At 67.6% G+C, this 16714-nt stretch carries 12 protein-coding genes and 1 tRNA gene; 3 read left to right on the top strand and 10 right to left on the bottom strand.

Translation table 11 applies throughout. The features are described 5' to 3' along the window. Window positions 1-63: 63 nt before the first annotated feature. The 4 genes from AAW14_RS24180 to rplJ all read right to left on the bottom strand — a co-directional run bounded on the left by AAW14_RS24180 (window position 64) and on the right by rplJ (window position 9277). Complete coding sequence (locus tag AAW14_RS24180; protein ID WP_265566047.1) at window positions 64-3963, bottom strand: DNA-directed RNA polymerase subunit beta'; 3900 nt, start codon at window positions 3961-3963, stop codon at window positions 64-66. A 93-nt stretch (window positions 3964-4056) separates the two neighbouring features. After that, window positions 4057-7545 carry a DNA-directed RNA polymerase subunit beta gene (gene rpoB / locus AAW14_RS24175; RefSeq protein WP_265566046.1) on the bottom strand — a complete coding sequence of 1163 codons (3489 nt, stop codon included), beginning with the start codon at window positions 7543-7545 and terminating at the stop codon, window positions 4057-4059. 703 nt (window positions 7546-8248) lie between these two features. Further along, window positions 8249-8635: a 50S ribosomal protein L7/L12 gene (rplL, locus tag AAW14_RS24170; RefSeq protein WP_265566045.1), complete on the bottom strand. Its 387-nt coding sequence runs from the start codon at window positions 8633-8635 to the stop codon at window positions 8249-8251. A 111-nt stretch (window positions 8636-8746) separates the two neighbouring features. Further along, window positions 8747-9277 (bottom strand): 50S ribosomal protein L10, encoded by a 531-nt coding sequence (gene rplJ / locus AAW14_RS24165; RefSeq protein WP_265566044.1) that lies wholly within the window; start codon window positions 9275-9277, stop codon window positions 8747-8749. A 490-nt stretch (window positions 9278-9767) separates the two neighbouring features. Between rplJ and AAW14_RS24160 the strand changes: the two genes are divergently transcribed. Next, complete coding sequence (locus AAW14_RS24160) at window positions 9768-10070, top strand: hypothetical protein (protein ID WP_265566043.1); 303 nt, start codon at window positions 9768-9770, stop codon at window positions 10068-10070. Here AAW14_RS24160 and AAW14_RS24155 read toward each other — a convergent pair. The 6 genes from AAW14_RS24155 to AAW14_RS24130 form a co-directional block, all read right to left on the bottom strand. Then, window positions 9986-10864, bottom strand: coding sequence for a hypothetical protein (locus AAW14_RS24155; RefSeq protein ID WP_265566042.1), 879 nt, complete (start codon window positions 10862-10864; stop codon window positions 9986-9988). The two genes, AAW14_RS24160 and AAW14_RS24155, sit on opposite strands and share 85 nt — an antisense overlap. Before the next feature lie 221 nt (window positions 10865-11085). Continuing rightward, the gene (rplA, locus tag AAW14_RS24150) at window positions 11086-11811 is read right to left on the bottom strand and encodes a 50S ribosomal protein L1 (protein ID WP_265566041.1); all 726 of its coding nucleotides are present in this window, start codon (window positions 11809-11811) and stop codon (window positions 11086-11088) included. A 103-nt stretch (window positions 11812-11914) separates the two neighbouring features. Further along, window positions 11915-12349: a 50S ribosomal protein L11 gene (gene rplK / locus AAW14_RS24145; RefSeq protein ID WP_055493153.1), complete on the bottom strand. Its 435-nt coding sequence runs from the start codon at window positions 12347-12349 to the stop codon at window positions 11915-11917. 169 nt (window positions 12350-12518) lie between these two features. Beyond that, window positions 12519-13352 carry a transcription termination/antitermination protein NusG gene (gene nusG, locus AAW14_RS24140; RefSeq protein ID WP_265566040.1) on the bottom strand — a complete coding sequence of 278 codons (834 nt, stop codon included), beginning with the start codon at window positions 13350-13352 and terminating at the stop codon, window positions 12519-12521. Between the two features lie 80 nt (window positions 13353-13432). Continuing rightward, window positions 13433-13720, bottom strand: a complete 288-nt coding sequence (gene secE / locus AAW14_RS24135; RefSeq protein WP_265566039.1) for a preprotein translocase subunit SecE — start codon at window positions 13718-13720, stop codon at window positions 13433-13435. Window positions 13721-13827: 107 nt separating this feature from the next. Beyond that, window positions 13828-13900: transfer RNA gene (locus AAW14_RS24130), tRNA-Trp, on the bottom strand. 261 nt (window positions 13901-14161) lie between these two features. Here AAW14_RS24130 and AAW14_RS24125 point away from each other — a divergent pair. After that, window positions 14162-15388, top strand: coding sequence for a pyridoxal phosphate-dependent aminotransferase (locus AAW14_RS24125; RefSeq protein WP_265566038.1), 1227 nt, complete (start codon window positions 14162-14164; stop codon window positions 15386-15388). Window positions 15389-15523: 135 nt separating this feature from the next. Next, entirely contained in the window at window positions 15524-16555 is a 1032-nt protein-coding gene (locus AAW14_RS24120) for an adenosine deaminase (RefSeq protein ID WP_265566037.1), read from the top strand. Window positions 16556-16714: the final 159 nt, after the last annotated feature.

The following is a 16714-nucleotide window of genomic DNA, read 5'->3' as shown; positions in this document are numbered from 1 at the left end:
CCGGACACGCCGAAGGGCGGCCACCCTCTGCGGGGTGGCCGCCCTTCGGTTCAGGCTGCTCGCTTACTGGTTGTACGGACCGTAGTCGTAGTCCTCCAGCGGTACGGCCTGGCCGGAGCCGGTGCCGAACGGCGAGTAGTCGATGTCGTCGTAGCCCACGGCCGAGTACATCGCGGCCTTGGCCTCCTCGGTCGGCTCGACCCGGATGTTGCGGTAGCGGGACAGGCCCGTACCGGCCGGGATGAGCTTACCGATGATGACGTTCTCCTTGAGGCCGATCAGGGAGTCGGACTTGGCGTTGATCGCCGCGTCCGTGAGGACCCTGGTCGTCTCCTGGAAGGACGCCGCCGACAGCCAGGACTCCGTGGCCAGCGAGGCCTTGGTGATACCCATGAGCTGCGGACGACCGGAGGCCGGGTGACCGCCCTCCTGGACCACACGACGGTTCTCGTGCTCGAACTTCGAGCGCTCGACCAGCTCGCCGGGCAGCAGCTCGGCATCGCCGGACTCGATGATCGTCACGCGGCGGAGCATCTGCCGGATGATGATCTCGATGTGCTTGTCGTGGATCGACACACCCTGCGAGTTGTACACCTTCTGGACCTCGCCGACCAGGTGGACCTGGACGGCACGCTGACCCAGGATGCGCAGCACGTCGTGCGGGTTGACGGCACCCACGGTGAGCTTCTGGCCCACCTCGACGTGGTCGCCCTCGCCGACCAGGAGCCGGGCGCGCTTCGAGATGGGGTAGGCCATCTCGTCGCTGCCGTCGTCCGGCGTGATGACGATCTTCTTGGTCTTCTCGGTCTCCTCGATCCGGACGCGGCCGGAGGCCTCGGAGATCGGGGCGACACCCTTCGGCGTACGGGCCTCGAAGAGCTCGACGACACGCGGCAGACCCTGGGTGATGTCGTCACCGGCCACACCACCGGTGTGGAAGGTACGCATCGTCAGCTGGGTACCGGGCTCACCGATGGACTGGGCGGCGATGATGCCGACCGCCTCACCGATGTCGACCAGCTTGCCGGTGGCGAGCGAACGGCCGTAGCACATGGCGCACGTGCCGACCGCCGACTCACAGGTCAGGACCGAGCGGGTCTTGACCTCCTCGATGCCCCGCGCGACCAGCTCTTCGATGAGCACGTCGCCCAGGTCGGTGCCGGCCGGGGCCAGCACCTGGCCGTCGACGACGATGTCCTCGGCGAGGCAGCGCGCGTACACGGACGTCTCGACGTTGTCCGCCTTGCGCAGCACGCCGTCCGCACCGCGCTCCGCGATGTGGAGCTTGAGGCCGCGCTCGGTGCCGCAGTCCTCCTCGCGAATGATGACGTCCTGCGACACGTCCACCAGACGACGGGTCAGGTAACCCGAGTCGGCGGTACGCAGAGCGGTGTCCGCGAGACCCTTACGGGCACCGTGCGTGGAGATGAAGTACTCCAGCACGGAAAGACCCTCACGGAACGACGCCTTGATGGGCCGCGGGATCGTCTCGTTCTTCGCGTTCGACACCAGACCACGCATACCGGCAATCTGACGCATCTGCATCATGTTGCCTCGTGCACCCGAGTTCACCATCATGAAGATCGGGTTGGTCTTCGGGAAGTTGTCGTTCATCGCCTCGGCGACCTCGTTGGTCGCCTTGGTCCAGATCGCGATGAGCTCCTGCGTGCGCTCGTCCTTGGTGATCAGACCGCGCTCGTACTGCTTCTGGACCTTCTCGTCCTGCGCCTCGTAGCCCTTGACGATCTCCTTCTTCGCCTCGGGAACGACGACGTCGGAGATGGCGACGGTGACACCGGAACGGGTGGCCCAGTAGAAGCCGGCCGCCTTCAGGTTGTCGAGCGTCGCCGCCACGATGACCTTCGGGTAGCGCTCGGCGAGGTCGTTGACGATCTCGGAGAGCTGCTTCTTGCCGACCTCGTAGTCGACGAACGGGTAGTCCTCCGGCAGCAGCTCGTTGAAGAGCGCACGGCCCAGCGTCGTCCGCAGACGGAAGCTGTCACCCTGCTGCCACTCCGGCTCGCCCTCCTCCTGGGCCGGCGGGGTCCAGCCGCGCGGCGGGATGGTGCCCACCGGGAAGCGGATGTCCACGCGCGCCTGCAGCGAGAGCTCGCCGGCGTCGAACGCCATGATCGCCTCGGCCACGGACGCGAAGGAGCGGTCCTCGCCCTTCACGTTCCGCATCTCGCCGTCCGTGGTCAGGAAGAACAGACCGAGGACCATGTCCTGGGTCGGCATCGTGACCGGGCGGCCGTCGGCCGGCTTGAGGATGTTGTTCGAGGACAGCATCAGGATGCGGGCCTCGGCCTGCGCCTCCGCGGACAGCGGCAGGTGCACGGCCATCTGGTCACCGTCGAAGTCCGCGTTGAACGCGGTGCAGACGAGCGGGTGGATCTGGATGGCCTTGCCCTCGACCAGCTGCGGCTCGAAGGCCTGAATGCCGAGGCGGTGCAGCGTGGGCGCACGGTTCAGCAGAACCGGGTGCTCCGCGATGACCTCTTCCAGCACGTCGTACACGACCGTGCGGCCGCGCTCGACCATGCGCTTGGCCGACTTGATGTTCTGCGCGTGGTTCAGGTCGACCAGGCGCTTCATCACGAACGGCTTGAAGAGCTCCAGCGCCATCGCCTTCGGCAGACCGCACTGGTGCAGCTTCAGCTGCGGACCGACGACGATCACGGAACGCGCCGAGTAGTCGACACGCTTGCCGAGCAGGTTCTGACGGAAGCGGCCCTGCTTGCCCTTCAGCATGTCGCTGAGGGACTTCAGCGGGCGGTTGCCGGGACCCGTGACCGGGCGGCCGCGACGACCGTTGTCGAAGAGGGCGTCAACGGCCTCCTGAAGCATGCGCTTCTCGTTGTTGACGATGATCTCCGGGGCACCGAGGTCCAGGAGCCTCTTCAGACGGTTGTTGCGGTTGATGACACGGCGGTACAGGTCGTTCAGGTCGGAGGTCGCGAAGCGGCCACCGTCCAGCTGCACCATCGGACGCAGGTCCGGCGGGATGACCGGCACGCAGTCGAGAACCATGCCCTTGGGGCTGTTGGACGTCTGCAGGAACGCGGAGACGACCTTCAGCCGCTTCAGGGCGCGGGTCTTCTTCTGGCCCTTGCCGGTGCGGATGATCTCGCGGAGCTTCTCGGCCTCCTCCTCGAGGTCGAAGGACTCCAGGCGCTTCTGCAGCGCCGCGGCACCCATCGAACCGTCGAAGTACGTGCCGAAGCGGTCACGCAGCTCGCGGTAGAGCAGCTCGTCGCCCTCGAGGTCCTGGACCTTGAGGTTCTTGAACCGGGTCCACACCTCGTCGAGGCGGTCGATCTCGCGCTGCGCACGGTCGCGCAGCTGCTTCATCTCGCGCTCGGCACCCTCGCGCACCTTGCGGCGCACATCGGCCTTGGCGCCCTCGGCCTCCAGCTCGGCCAGGTCGGCCTCGAGCTTCTTGGCGCGGGCCTCCAGGTCGGCGTCGCGGCGGTTCTCGATCTGCTGCCGCTCGACGGAGACGTGCGCCTCCAGGGAGGGCAGGTCACGCGTACGGCGCTCCTCGTCGACGTACGTGATCATGTACGCCGCGAAGTAGATGACCTTCTCCAGGTCCTTCGGGGCGAGGTCGAGCAGGTAACCCAGCCGCGACGGAACGCCCTTGAAGTACCAGATATGCGTCACGGGGGCGGCCAGCTCGATGTGGCCCATCCGCTCACGACGCACCTTCGCGCGTGTGACCTCGACGCCACAGCGCTCACAGATGATGCCCTTGAAGCGGACGCGCTTGTACTTGCCGCAGTAGCACTCCCAGTCCCGGGTGGGGCCGAAGATCTTCTCGCAGAAGAGGCCGTCCTTCTCGGGCTTGAGGGTGCGGTAGTTGATGGTCTCGGGCTTCTTGACCTCGCCGTGGCTCCACTGACGGATGTCGTCAGCGGTGGCCAGGCCGATCCGGAGCTCGTCGAAGAAGTTGACGTCGAGCACTATGCGTCAATCCCTCTCAGGGTCGTAAGTCTTTCGGTCTGTACGGGGGTCCCGGGGTCGGCGGGCCTGGAAGTCAGGCCCGCCGGACTCCCGTCAGACCTCTTCGACGCTGCTCGGCTCGCGCCGGGACAGGTCGATGCCGAGCTCCTCCGCAGCGCGGAAGACGTCCTCGTCGGTGTCGCGCATCTCGATGGACATACCGTCGCTGGACAGCACCTCCACGTTCAGGCACAGGGACTGCATCTCCTTGATGAGCACCTTGAAGGACTCGGGGATGCCGGGCTCGGGGATGTTCTCGCCCTTGACGATGGCCTCGTAGACCTTCACGCGGCCGGTGACGTCGTCGGACTTGATGGTCAGCAGCTCCTGGAGGGCGTACGCGGCGCCGTAGGCCTCGAGGGCCCACACCTCCATCTCGCCGAAGCGCTGGCCACCGAACTGAGCCTTACCACCCAGCGGCTGCTGGGTGATCATCGAGTACGGACCGGTCGAGCGAGCGTGCAGCTTGTCGTCGACCAGGTGGTGCAGCTTCAGGATGTACATGTAGCCGACCGAGATCGGGTCCGGGAACGGCTCACCGCTACGGCCGTCGAACAGCCGCGCCTTACCGGTCGGGAGCACCATGCGCTCGCCGTCGCGGTTCGGGATGGTGTGCTGCAGCAGACCCGCGAGCTCGTCCTCGCGCGCACCGTCGAAGACGGGGGTCGCGACGTTCGTGCCCGGGTCGACCTGGTCGGCGCCGATGGCCTGCAGGCGCTGAGCCCACTCGTCGGCGAGACCGGAGACGTCCCAGCCGCGGCTGGCGAGCCAGCCGAGGTGGATCTCCAGGACCTGTCCCGGGTTCATTCGGGACGGGACACCGAGCGGGTTGAGGATGATGTCGACCGGGGTGCCGTCCTCCAGGAACGGCATGTCCTCGATCGGCAGGATCTTGGAGATGACACCCTTGTTGCCGTGCCGGCCGGCGAGCTTGTCGCCGTCGGTGATCTTGCGCTTCTGCGCGACGTAGACGCGGACCAGCTGGTTCACGCCCGGCGGCAGCTCGTCGCCCTCCTCGCGGTCGAAGACGCGCACGCCGATGACCTTGCCGGTCTCGCCGTGCGGCACCTTCAGCGAGGTGTCACGGACCTCACGGGCCTTCTCACCGAAGATCGCGCGCAGCAGACGCTCCTCGGGGGTCAGCTCGGTCTCACCCTTCGGGGTGACCTTGCCGACGAGGATGTCACCGGCGATGACCTCGGCACCGATGCGGATGATGCCGCGCTCGTCGAGGTCGGCGAGGACCTCCTCGGAGACGTTCGGGATGTCCCGGGTGATCTCCTCGGGGCCGAGCTTGGTGTCACGGGCGTCGACCTCGTGCTCCTCGATGTGGATCGAGGAGAGGACGTCGTCCTGCACGAGGCGCTGCGACAGGATGATCGCGTCCTCGTAGTTGTGACCCTCCCACGGCATGAACGCCACGAGCAGGTTCTTGCCGAGTGCCATCTCGCCGTTCTGGGTGGCGGGACCGTCGGCGAGGACCTGGCCCTCGATGATGCGGTCGCCCTCGTTGACGACGACCTTCTGGTTGACCGAGGTGCCCTGGTTGGAGCGGGCGAACTTGGCCAGGCGGTACGTGATGTACGTGCCGTCGTCGTTGGCGGTGGTGATGTAGTCCGCGGAGACCTCCTGGACCACACCGGCCTTCTCGGCCTTGACGACGTCGCCGGCGTCGACCGCGGAGCGGTACTCCATGCCGGTGCCGACGAGCGGGGCCTCCGACTGGATCAGCGGAACGGCCTGGCGCATCATGTTCGCGCCCATGAGGGCACGGTTGGCGTCGTCGTGCTCGAGGAACGGGATCATGGCGGTCGCGACCGACACCATCTGGCGCGGCGAGACGTCCATGTAGTCCACGTCCTCGGGCGCGACGTAGTCGACCTCACCGCCACGGCGGCGGACCAGGACACGGCCCTCGGCGAACCGAAGGTCCTCGGTCAGCGGCGCGTTGGCCTGGGCGATGACGAACCGGTCCTCTTCGTCGGCCGTGAGGTAGTGGACCTCTTCGGACACGACACCGTTCTCGTCGACCTTGCGGTACGGGGTCTCGACGAAACCGAACGCGTTCACGCGACCGTAGGTGGCGAGCGAGCCGATCAGACCGATGTTCGGGCCTTCGGGCGTCTCGATCGGGCACATGCGGCCGTAGTGCGAGGGGTGCACGTCACGGACCTCGAAGCCGGCCCGCTCACGGGAGAGACCACCCGGGCCGAGCGCGGAGAGACGCCGCTTGTGCGTCAGACCCGACAGCGGGTTGTTCTGGTCCATGAACTGGGACAGCTGGCTGGTGCCGAAGAACTCCTTGATGGAGGCGACGACCGGCCGGATGTTGATCAGGGTCTGCGGCGTGATCGCCTCGACGTCCTGCGTGGTCATGCGCTCGCGCACGACGCGCTCCATACGGGCCAGACCCGTGCGGACCTGGTTCTGGATGAGCTCGCCGACGCTGCGCAGACGACGGTTGCCGAAGTGGTCGATGTCGTCGGTCTCGACGACGATCTTCTGACCGCTGTCGCCGACCGTCTCGGTCTCACCGGCGTGCAGCTTCACCAGGTACTTGATCGTCGAGATGACGTCCTCGACGGTCAGAATGCCCGCGTCGAGCGGAGCGTCCGCACCCAGCTTCTTGTTGACCTTGTAGCGGCCGACCTTCGCGAGGTCGTAGCGCTTCGGGTTGAAGTAGAGGTTCTCGAGCAGCGTCTGCGCGGCCTCACGCGTCGGGGGCTCGCCCGGGCGCAGCTTGCGGTAGATGTCGAGCAGCGCGTCGTCCTGGCCCTGGGTATGGTCCTTCTCCAGGGTGGCGCGCATGGACTCGTACTCGCCGAACTCCTCGAGGATCTGCTCGGTCGTCCAGCCGAGCGCCTTCAGGAGGACGGTCACGGACTGCTTGCGCTTGCGGTCGATGCGGACACCGACCATGTCGCGCTTGTCGATCTCCATCTCCAGCCAGGCACCCCGGGACGGGATGATCTTGGCGGAGAAGATGTCCTTGTCGGACGTCTTGTCGATGGTGGAGTCGAAGTAGACACCCGGCGAACGGACCAGCTGCGACACCACGACACGCTCGGTGCCGTTGATGACGAAGGTGCCCTTGTTCGTCATGAGCGGGAAGTCGCCCATGAAGACGGTCTGGGACTTGATCTCGCCGGTCTCGTTGTTGGTGAACTCGGCCGTGACGAAGAGCGGAGCCGCGTACGTGAAGTCGCGCTCCTTGCACTCGTCGATCGAGTTCTTCGGCGGCTCGAAGCGGTGGTCGCGGAAGGTCAGCGACATCGACCCGGAGAAGTCCTCGATCGGGGAGATCTCCTCGAAGATCTCCTCGAGGCCGGACTTGGTGGGGACGTCCTGCCCGTTCTCGAGAGCCTCCTCGACGCGAGCCTTCCACGCGTCGTTGCCGAGCAGCCAGTCGAAGCTCTCGGTTTGCAGCGCGAGAAGGTTCGGAACCTCGAGGGGCTCCTTGATCTTTGCAAAGGAGATGCGCAGCGGGGCGGTGCTGGCGCCGTTGTTCGTATTCGCGGTCGAGGCGGTGCGCGAGGCGGCCAAGAGGGGGTCCTTCCGAGGGCTCGGACTCACTACGCGCGTCCCGGTCCCCGCCGGGCACAGAGATAGAAGTCCCAGGTCAGAGACTTTTGATCGTCGTGCTCAAGCAGGGAGCGTGCTCCTGGTGACGGGCAGGAGACAGCTAACAGGCAGCGCAAAGGGTCAGTGTAGCCACTTGGCACACTGATGTCCAGTGCGGGTTTGCAGGCTCACGACGGAGTCCCTCGTTGTCCCTCAACACCTGCGGCAAGCCACGCCCTCGTTGCACATCGATACTGCCCTCTTCGTCGTCGATCCATGCCTCGGATCCGGATCGTTGTGACGACGCGTCCTGAGAATTGCGCGCTGCGTGCAGTTCGTCAAGGCCCCCCTTGCCCAAAACCGGGTGCTGCCATCGTCACGTGCAACCTGTCACCGGGGCCCTCGGGAGGCACGACGAAGATCACCATACTCCCCGCGACGACGGTCGCAAGGCAGCCGCCGCCGGACCCTCCGGAACGACGAAGAGCGACCACCCGGATGGATGATCGCTCTTCGGTGCGTCCGCGTTACAGCCCAGGAGTGAGCCGTGTCCGTCGGCCCGAGGGCGCCGTTGCGGCGTTCGAGTGAGCCGCGACCGGCGGTCGCGAGCGGGCCGTACGGAGCGAGGCCCGTACGGCCCGATGAGTCCGGTACGGACCCGTGGGCCCGTGCAGGCCCGGAGGTGTTACTTGACCTCGACGGAGGCGCCGGCGCCCTTGAGGGACTCGGCGGCCTTCTCGGCGGCGTCCTTGGCGACCTTCTCCAGGACGGGCTTGGGGGCGCCGTCCACGAGGTCCTTGGCCTCCTTCAGGCCCAGGGAGGTCAGCTCACGCACGACCTTGATGACCTGGATCTTCTTGTCGCCGGCACCGGTGAGGATGACGTCGAACTCGTCCTTCTCCTCCTCGGCCTCGGCGGCCGGGGCACCCGGGCCCGCGACACCGGCAACCGCGACCGGGGCGGCGGCGGTGACGTCGAACTTCTCCTCGAACGCCTTCACGAACTCGGAGAGCTCGATGAGGGTCATCTCCTCGAACTGCGCGAGCAGGTCTTCCTGGCTGAGCTTCGCCATGATGGGCGATCCTTCCACTAATTCGGCTGGTGCCGGATGTACATGTATGGCGGGCGTACGTTCGGCCCGCTACGACCGTCGCCTGTGGCGGCGGTCATTTCGCGAGCCGAATTACTCGGCACCGCCCTGCTCGGCCTGCTTGGCGCGAAGAGCGTCCACGGTGCGGACGAGCTTCGACGGGAGCGCCTGGAAGAGCGCGGCAGCCTGGGACTGCTTGCCCTTCATGGCGCCCGCCAGCTTGGCGAGCAGAACCTCGCGGGACTCAAGGTCCGCAAGCTTCTTGATCTCGTCGGCGGACAGCGCCTTGCCGTCAAGGACACCGCCCTTGATGACGAGGTTCGGGTTGTCCTTGGCGAAGTCACGAAGACCCTTCGCCGACTCCACCGGGTCACCGGTGACGAAGGCGACCGCCGTCGGACCGTTGAACAGGTCGTCGAGCGTCGAGATCCCGGCCTCGTTGGCCGCAATCTTGGTCAGCGTGTTCTTCACCACGGCGTACTGGGCGTTCTCACCGAGCGAACGACGCAGCGTCTTCAGCTGCGCCACGGTGAGACCCCGGTACTCGGTCAGCACGGCGGCGTTCGAGCTGCGGAACTGCTCCGCCAGCTCGGCTACCGCGGCAGCCTTGTCGGGCCTTGCCATAGAGCGTCGGCCTCCTTCCGGGTGATGAGGACCGCTCGGAAGGGGCTGGGGAAAACGAAACGCCCCGGCGCAGGCGCACGGGGCGGACTCGACCGGTTGCACGTGCGGCGGACGCACATACTCCGGGAGCTCTTCCACTGTCACCTGCGCGGGTCGTCCGCAGTTCAGCGGATCCTTCGGCCACCGCGCCCTCATCCGAGCGCACGGCAACGACCAGCGGTCTTTGGCTTCTGTAGGAGAGTAGAGGAACGGATCGCCGGCAAGCAAATCCGCTCCCACGGCTCAGCCCTGCTGGGCGCCCCTCATCATCTCGGCGAGGTCGGCCGTGTCCTTGGCGGGCGAGCCGTCACCGTCACCGGCTTGGCTTGTCCATGCCCAGGGGCTTGTCCATGCCCAGGGTGGCGGAGCCGGGGGGCGGTTCACAGCAGGACCGCGAGCCTGCCCTGACCGGGCGTCGAAGACTCCTGATTTCCCTGGGCCGGGGGCGGCCATGACGTCCTACGAGACCGGGGCCACGTCCTACGAGACCGGGGCCACGTCCTACGAGACCGGGGCCACGTCCTACGAGACCGGGGCCACGTCCTACGAGACCGGGGCCACGTCCTACGAGACCGGGGCCACGTCCTACGAGACCGGGGCCACGTCCTACGAGACCGGGGCCACGTCCTACGAGACCGGGGCCACGTCCTACGAGACCGGGGCCACGTCCTACGAGACCGGGGTGCCAATCAGCTCCTTGAAGTCGGCGGTGTCCGCCACCGGCGGCTTCGCGGCCGAGAACTGCACGCCGTAGTCGTGGTAGTACGCCGTCGAGGACAGCCGTCCGCTCGACAGCTCACCCCGTTCGACCTTCTTGACCAGCAGGTCGTGGTCGTCGACCCAGATGTCGACGGTCTCCGTGGTGACTCCGGCCTGCTCCAGCTGCGCCTTGAGCCCGGCCGCGCCCTCGCCGTTGAGGTCCGCGGCGGTGACCGTTCCCGAGTAGTGCGTGGTGTGCCGGCCGCGCACGGTCTCCTCGCCGTCCCTGCGCACGTCCCCGGAGGCGAGAAGCAGCCTGACCGGCTGAAGAGGGGCCGTGCTGCGCAGTTGGTCCCTCAGATGCGCACCCGAGCCCCCGGGAAGGGCGGACAGGTCTTCGTACGCGTACCTGATCCAGTGCCTGCCGTGCAGACGGCGGGCGAACGCGGCCCCGACCTTCGCGTAGTAGGCGTCGGGCAGCACCCGGGCTTCCATGGAGGTGCTGTTCAGCGTGCGCATGGTCTCGGCGAGCCGGCCGCCGGTGTAGGTGATGCGGAGCGTGCCGACCGGGTCGCCGGACCAGCCGAGGGCGCCGTCCGTCCTCAGGGAGAGCATCCCGCCCATGGCGGTCGTGGACTCGATCCGCGCGGAACCGGCCCTCGAGGTGGCCTTCACGACGGCCCGCAGGGCGGACGCCGACCGGGGGTCGACACGGCCTGTGCGGCCGTGTGGCGGCCGCGCGGAGTCCTTGTGGTCGTCGTCCCCGGGGAAGCCGCACGCAGCCAGGGTGGACAGTGCCGTGACCGCCACGACCGGGAGGATCCCGCGCCTCACGATCCTGTCCCTCATCCGTTCCCCCCTCGTGCGCTCCGTGATCTTCACGCTAACTCCGACGCAGGGGACACGGCACGCACCTCCCGGGAAACGCCATGTGCCCCGGATCGTCGCACCGGAGTGCGCCGCCGGGGCGCACTCCGGCGGCGAGCGAGCCGAAAAAACACGCCGGGCCCCGCACCTCGGAAGGTGCGGGGCCCGGCGTCAGCTGCGCGTGCCCGCGGCTGCCGTCAGGATCAGACGGCGGCCGGGTCCTCCTCGACGAGGAGGTTGCGGGTGCGGTTCGGGTCGAGCGGAATGCCGGGGCCCATCGTGGTGGTGATGGCGGCCTTCTTGATGTAGCGACCCTTGGCGGCGGACGGCTTAAGACGGAGGATCTCCTCCAGCGCCGCACCGTAGTTCTCCACCAGCTTGGCGTCGTCGAAGGACGTCTTGCCGATGATGAAGTGCAGGTTCGAGTGCTTGTCGACGCGGAACTCGATCTTGCCGCCCTTGATGTCGTTGACGGCCTTGACGACGTCCGGGGTCACGGTGCCGGTCTTGGGGTTCGGCATCAGACCACGGGGACCGAGCACGCGGCCGAGGCGGCCGACCTTGCCCATGAGGTCCGGGGTGGCGACGACGGCGTCGAAGTCCAGACGGCCCTTCGACACCTCGTCGATCAGCTCGTCGGCGCCGACGATGTCGGCGCCCGCGGCACGAGCGGCCTCGGCACGGTCACCGGTCGCGAAGACCAGGACCCGGGCGGTCTTACCGGTGCCGTGCGGGAGGTTCACGGTGCCACGGACCATCTGGTCGGCCTTGCGCGGGTCGACACCCAGACGGAAGGCGACCTCGACGGTGCCGTCGAACTTGGTCGTGGAGGTCTCCTTGGCGAGACGGACGGCCTCGAGCGGGGCGTAGAGCTTCTCCCGGTCGATCTTGGCGTCCGCAGCGCGGAGAGCCTTGCTGCGCTTGCTCACAACTGCTCCTGTGTGTTCTGAAAGGAGTCGTGGTACGGGCCGAGCAGGCCCTGCCACGTGCGGCCGCGTATTCGGCAGCTGCATGGTTCTACGAAGGTGGGGTTCAGCCCTCGACCGTGACGCCCATGGAACGCGCGGTGCCGGCGATGATCTTCGCGGCGGCGTCCAGGTCGTTGGCGTTGAGGTCGGGCATCTTGGTCTGGGCGATCTCGCGGACCTGCGCCTCGGTGATCTTGGCGACCTTGGTCTTGTGCGGCTCGCCGGAGCCCTTCTCGACGCCCGCGGCCTTGAGGATCATCTTGGCGGCCGGTGGAGTCTTGGTGATGAAGGTGAAGGAACGGTCCTCGTAGACCGTGATCTCCACCGGGATGACCCAACCGCGCTGCGACTCGGTCGCGGCGTTGTAGGCCTTGCAGAACTCCATGATGTTGACGCCGTGCTGACCCAGCGCCGGGCCGACCGGCGGGGCCGGGTTGGCGGCGCCGGCCTGGATCTGGAGCTTGATGAGCCCCGTGACCTTCTTCTTCTTGGGAGGCATTGCTCTCTCCGGGTCCTTAGTGAGAGTTTTCCGCCGTCCAATCCGGATCATCCGGATGGAGGCATACCGCACAACGATAACGGGTACCTCTGCGCGGCCAAAAACCGAGCAGGTCAGACCAGCTGCGGGAGCCTGTCTGACCTGGTCGGAGGTGCTGTACCAGAAGGTGTCAGTTCTTCTGGATCTGGTCGAAGGAGAGCTCGACCGGAGTCTCGCGGCCGAAGATCTCCACGAGGCCCTTGACCTTCTTGGAGTCGGCGTTGATCTCGTTGATGGTCGCCTGCAGCGTGGCGAACGGACCGTCGGTGACGGTGACCGAGTCGCCGACCTCGAAGTCCAGCACCTGGACCTCGACCTTGCGCTGCGGAGCAGGCTTGCCCTCGGCCTCCGCGGCCTCACGGGCGGCCTTCTCCTCGGCTTCCGGAGCGAGCATCTTGACGATCTCGTCCAGCGTCAGCGGGTACGGGTCGTAGGCGTTGCCCACGAAGCCGGTGACACCGGGCGTGTTGCGGACGACTCCCCAGGACTCGTTCGTCAGGTCCATGCGCACCAGGACGTAGCCCGGGAGCTTGTTCTGACGGATGGTCTTGCGGTCGCCGTTCTTGATCTGGACCACCTCTTCCTGCGGCACTTCGGCCTGGAAGATGTAGTCCTCGACGTTCAGCGAGACGGCACGCTGCTCGAGGTTGGTCTTCACGCGGTTCTCGTAACCGGCGTAGGTGTGGATCACATACCACTCGCCCGGCAGGGTGCGCAGCTCCTGGCGGAGCTGCTCGACCGGGTCGAGCTCGGGCTCCTGCTCGCCCTCGGGCTCCTCGGACGCGACCTCGTCCTCGTCGACGACGTGCACGGCGGTCTCCTCGGCCGGCTCGCCCGCGGCGGCTTCGGCAGCCTCGGCCTCGTCGACCTCGTCCGCGCCCTCGACGATGTCGAGCTCGTCATCCACGGACTCGACGGCCTCCCCGCGAGGCTCCATGGCGTCGTTCAGGTTCGGGTCAGACACGGTGGCTGCTTCTTCCTGGATACATAGGGGTGGAACACGCGAAAGGGACGCCGGCTACCTCGGCGTCCTTCGCTCTCGGCTCAGCCGAAGACGTACTTGGCGGCGTGGTTGAGCCCATAGTCAATCAGAGTCACCAGGGCGATCATGATCGCGACGAAGAAGATCACCACGGTGGTGTACGACGTCAGTTGGTTGCGCGTCGGCCAGACAACCTTGCGGAGCTCCGCGATGACCTGGCGGTAGAAGAGGGCAAGGCGCTTGAGCGGGCCCTTCTTGGCTCGCTTGCCGCCTTTGCGGGTCTTCTTCTTCGACTCCTGCACCTCGTCCTGGGCGTCAGGCATGTCGATGGAGCCCACGGCGTCCGTCACTCGTCCTCACCTGATTCCCGGGTCGTGGCCGTGCCGCGCCCGGTGGAGCCGCACGGCGTGCAATACGTACGTACTGTGCGCACACTTCCTGGTGGAGGAGTGTGTAGCAGGGCCGGAGGGACTTGAACCCCCAACCGCTGGTTTTGGAGACCAGTGCTCTACCAATTGAGCTACGACCCTTTGTGTGTACCCCAACGTACCGCATCCGGCCGGGTGCTCGGTGTGCACCGGCTCGGGCGAGGCCGCTGGAGGCCAACGAGGTGAGAGTGTACGTGGTCCACGGCTGGGCGTCGAACAGAAAGTGCCCGTAGGGGCCTTGCCCCCGCAAGATCGGCCAGGCCACCGCACGAATTCGGACGTCTGTCCGGTCCACGGCCCTGTCCTGCCCAGTCTGTGAAACCCGCGTGCCGGGGCAGTTTCCGGTCTGAAACGATGGGTCCCATGAGCGCTGCAACCCCTCCCACCGAGCGTCGGGTCTCCGCCCGGATCGGCGCGATCTCCGAGTCCGCCACCCTCGCCGTGGACGCCAAGGCCAAGGCCCTCAAGGCCGCCGGGCGCCCGGTGATCGGCTTCGGCGCCGGCGAGCCCGACTTCCCGACACCCGACTACATCGTCGAGGCGGCCGTCGAGGCCTGCAAGAACCCGAAGTACCACCGCTACACGCCGGCCGGCGGCCTTCCCGAGCTGAAGACCGCGATCGCCGCGAAGACGCTGCGCGACTCCGGGTACGAGGTCGACGCCTCCCAGATCCTGGTCACCAACGGCGGCAAGCAAGCCATCTACGAGGCCTTCGCCGCGATCCTCGACCCGGGCGACGAGGTGATCGTCCCGGCGCCGTACTGGACGACGTACCCGGAGTCGATCCGGCTGGCCGGGGGTGTCCCGGTGGATGTCGTCACGGACGAGACGACCGGCTACCGCGTCTCCGTCGAGCAGCTGGAAGCGGCCCGCACCGAGAAGACGAAGGTCGTCCTCTTCGTCTCCCCCTCGAACCCGACCGGCGCGGTCTACAGCGAGGCCGAGGCCGAGGCGATCGGCCGCTGGGCGGTCGAGCACGGCCTGTGGGTGCTGACGGACGAGATCTACGAGCACCTGGTCTACGGCGACGCGAAGTTCACCTCGCTGCCCGCGATCCTGCCGGAGCTGCGGGACAAGTGCATCGTGGTCAACGGCGTCGCCAAGACGTACGCGATGACGGGGTGGCGCGTGGGCTGGATCATCGGCCCCAAGGACGTGGTGAAGGCGGCGACGAACCTTCAGTCGCACGCGACCTCCAACGTGTCGAACGTTGCGCAGGTGGCGGCTCTGGCGGCGGTCTCCGGTGACCTGGAGGCGGTCGCGAAGATGCGCGAGGCCTTCGACCGGCGTCGCAGGACCGTCGTGCGCATGCTGAACGAGATCGACGGCGTGCTGTGCCCGGAGCCGGAGGGCGCGTTCTACGCGTACCCGTCGGTGAAGGCGCTGATCGGCAAGGAGATCCGCGGTCGGCGCCCGCAGAACACGGTGGAGCTGGCCGCGCTGATCCTGGAGGAGACCGAGGTCGCGGTGGTGCCCGGCGAGGCCTTCGGCACCCCCGGCTACCTGCGGCTGTCGTACGCCCTCGGTGACGAGGACCTGGTCGAGGGCGTGAGCCGGCTTCAGAAGCTGCTGGCGGAGGCGCAGGACTGACGTCCCGCTCCCCCGTCCTGCGGGGCGGTCGTCTCCCCTTCCGGGGGAGGTGACCGCCCCGTTCTTTTGTGCGAGCAAGACCACGAACGGGGAAACCGCTGGAGGGACGCCGGGGACGTGCGGCAGGATCCTGGGATGGAGCGTGTACGTGATGTCTCTGAGCTGCCGAAAGCCCATCTGCACCTGCACTTCACCGGGTCCATGCGGCCCGCCACCCTGCTCGAACTGGCCGACAAGTACGGCGTGCGCCTGCCGGAGGCGCTGACCGAAGCCCTGACCAGCGGGGAACCGCCGAAGCTGCGGGCGACGGACGAGCGGGGCTGGTTCCGCTTCCAGCGGCTGTACGACGCGGCCCGTTCGTGCCTCAGGGAGCCGGAGGACATCCAGCGCCTGGTGCGGGAGGCCGCGGAGGAGGACGTCAAGGACGGCTCGGGCTGGCTGGAGATCCAGGTGGACCCGACGTCGTACGCGCCACGTCTGGGCGGTCTGATTCCCGCAATGGAGATCATCCTGGACGCGGTGGAGGCGGCGTCGCGCGAGACGGGCCTGGGCATGCGGGTCCTGGTCGCCGCGAACCGTATGAAGCACCCCCTGGACGCCCGCACGCTGGCCCGTCTGGCGGTGCGGTACCACGACCGCGGTGTGGTGGGCTTCGGCCTCTCGAACGACGAACGCCGTGGCATGGCGCGCGACTTCGACCGCGCCTTCGCCATCGCCCGCGAGGGGGGCCTGCTCTCGGCCCCGCACGGCGGCGAACTGACCGGCCCGTCCTCGGTCCGCGACTGCCTGGACGACCTGCACGCGAACCGGGTGGGCCACGGGGTGCGCGCGGCGGAGGACCCGCGTCTGCTCCGGCGCCTGGCGGAGCGCGGGGTGACGTGCGAGGTGTGCCCGGCGTCGAACGTCGCGCTGGGGGTGTACGAGAAGCCGGAGGACGTCCCGCTGAGGACGCTCTTCGAGGCGGGTGTCCCGCTGGCCCTGGGCGCGGACGACCCTCTGCTGTTCGGCTCCCGGCTGGCGGCCCAGTACGAGATCGCCCGCCACCAGCACGGCTTCACGGACGAGGAACTGGCGGAACTGGCGCGGCAGTCGGTACGGGGTTCGGCGGCCCCCGAGAACATGAAGACGAAACTGCTCACCGGGGTGGACGACTGGCTCACCGCGTGAGCCCGGGGCAGATCGGGGTCGGTGTCGGGGCGGGGGCAGTTCCCGGGCAGGGGCGCGGGCAGGCAGCAGCCGGGAGGGGCTTCACGGGAGGGGCCTCAGGGGACGCAGGCACACCGCCGGAAGGGCCCAGGGGACGCCGTCCCCGGCGGGACCCGGGGG

The sequence above is a fragment of the Streptomyces hygroscopicus genome, from assembly GCF_026168105.1.
GTDB lineage: Bacteria > Actinomycetota > Actinomycetes > Streptomycetales > Streptomycetaceae > Streptomyces > Streptomyces hygroscopicus_D.
The sequence above is the reverse complement of the archived record's forward strand: the minus strand, read 5'-3'. Positions and strand labels throughout refer to the sequence as shown.

Excerpts from the sequence above, each read along its gene's own strand:
- rplL (WP_265566045.1), bottom strand. The coding sequence starts at position 8,635 with ATGGCGAAGCTCAGCCAGGAAGACCTGCTCGCGCAGTTCGAGGAGATG.
- rplJ (WP_265566044.1), bottom strand. The coding sequence starts at position 9,277 with ATGGCAAGGCCCGACAAGGCTGCCGCGGTAGCCGAGCTGGCGGAGCAG.
- AAW14_RS24160 (WP_265566043.1), top strand. The coding sequence starts at position 9,768 with ATGACGTCCTACGAGACCGGGGCCACGTCCTACGAGACCGGGGCCACG.
- AAW14_RS24155 (WP_265566042.1), bottom strand. The coding sequence starts at position 10,864 with ATGAGGGACAGGATCGTGAGGCGCGGGATCCTCCCGGTCGTGGCGGTC.
- rplK (WP_055493153.1), bottom strand. The coding sequence starts at position 12,349 with ATGCCTCCCAAGAAGAAGAAGGTCACGGGGCTCATCAAGCTCCAGATC.
- AAW14_RS24125 (WP_265566038.1), top strand. The coding sequence starts at position 14,162 with ATGAGCGCTGCAACCCCTCCCACCGAGCGTCGGGTCTCCGCCCGGATC.
- AAW14_RS24120 (WP_265566037.1), top strand. The coding sequence starts at position 15,524 with ATGGAGCGTGTACGTGATGTCTCTGAGCTGCCGAAAGCCCATCTGCAC.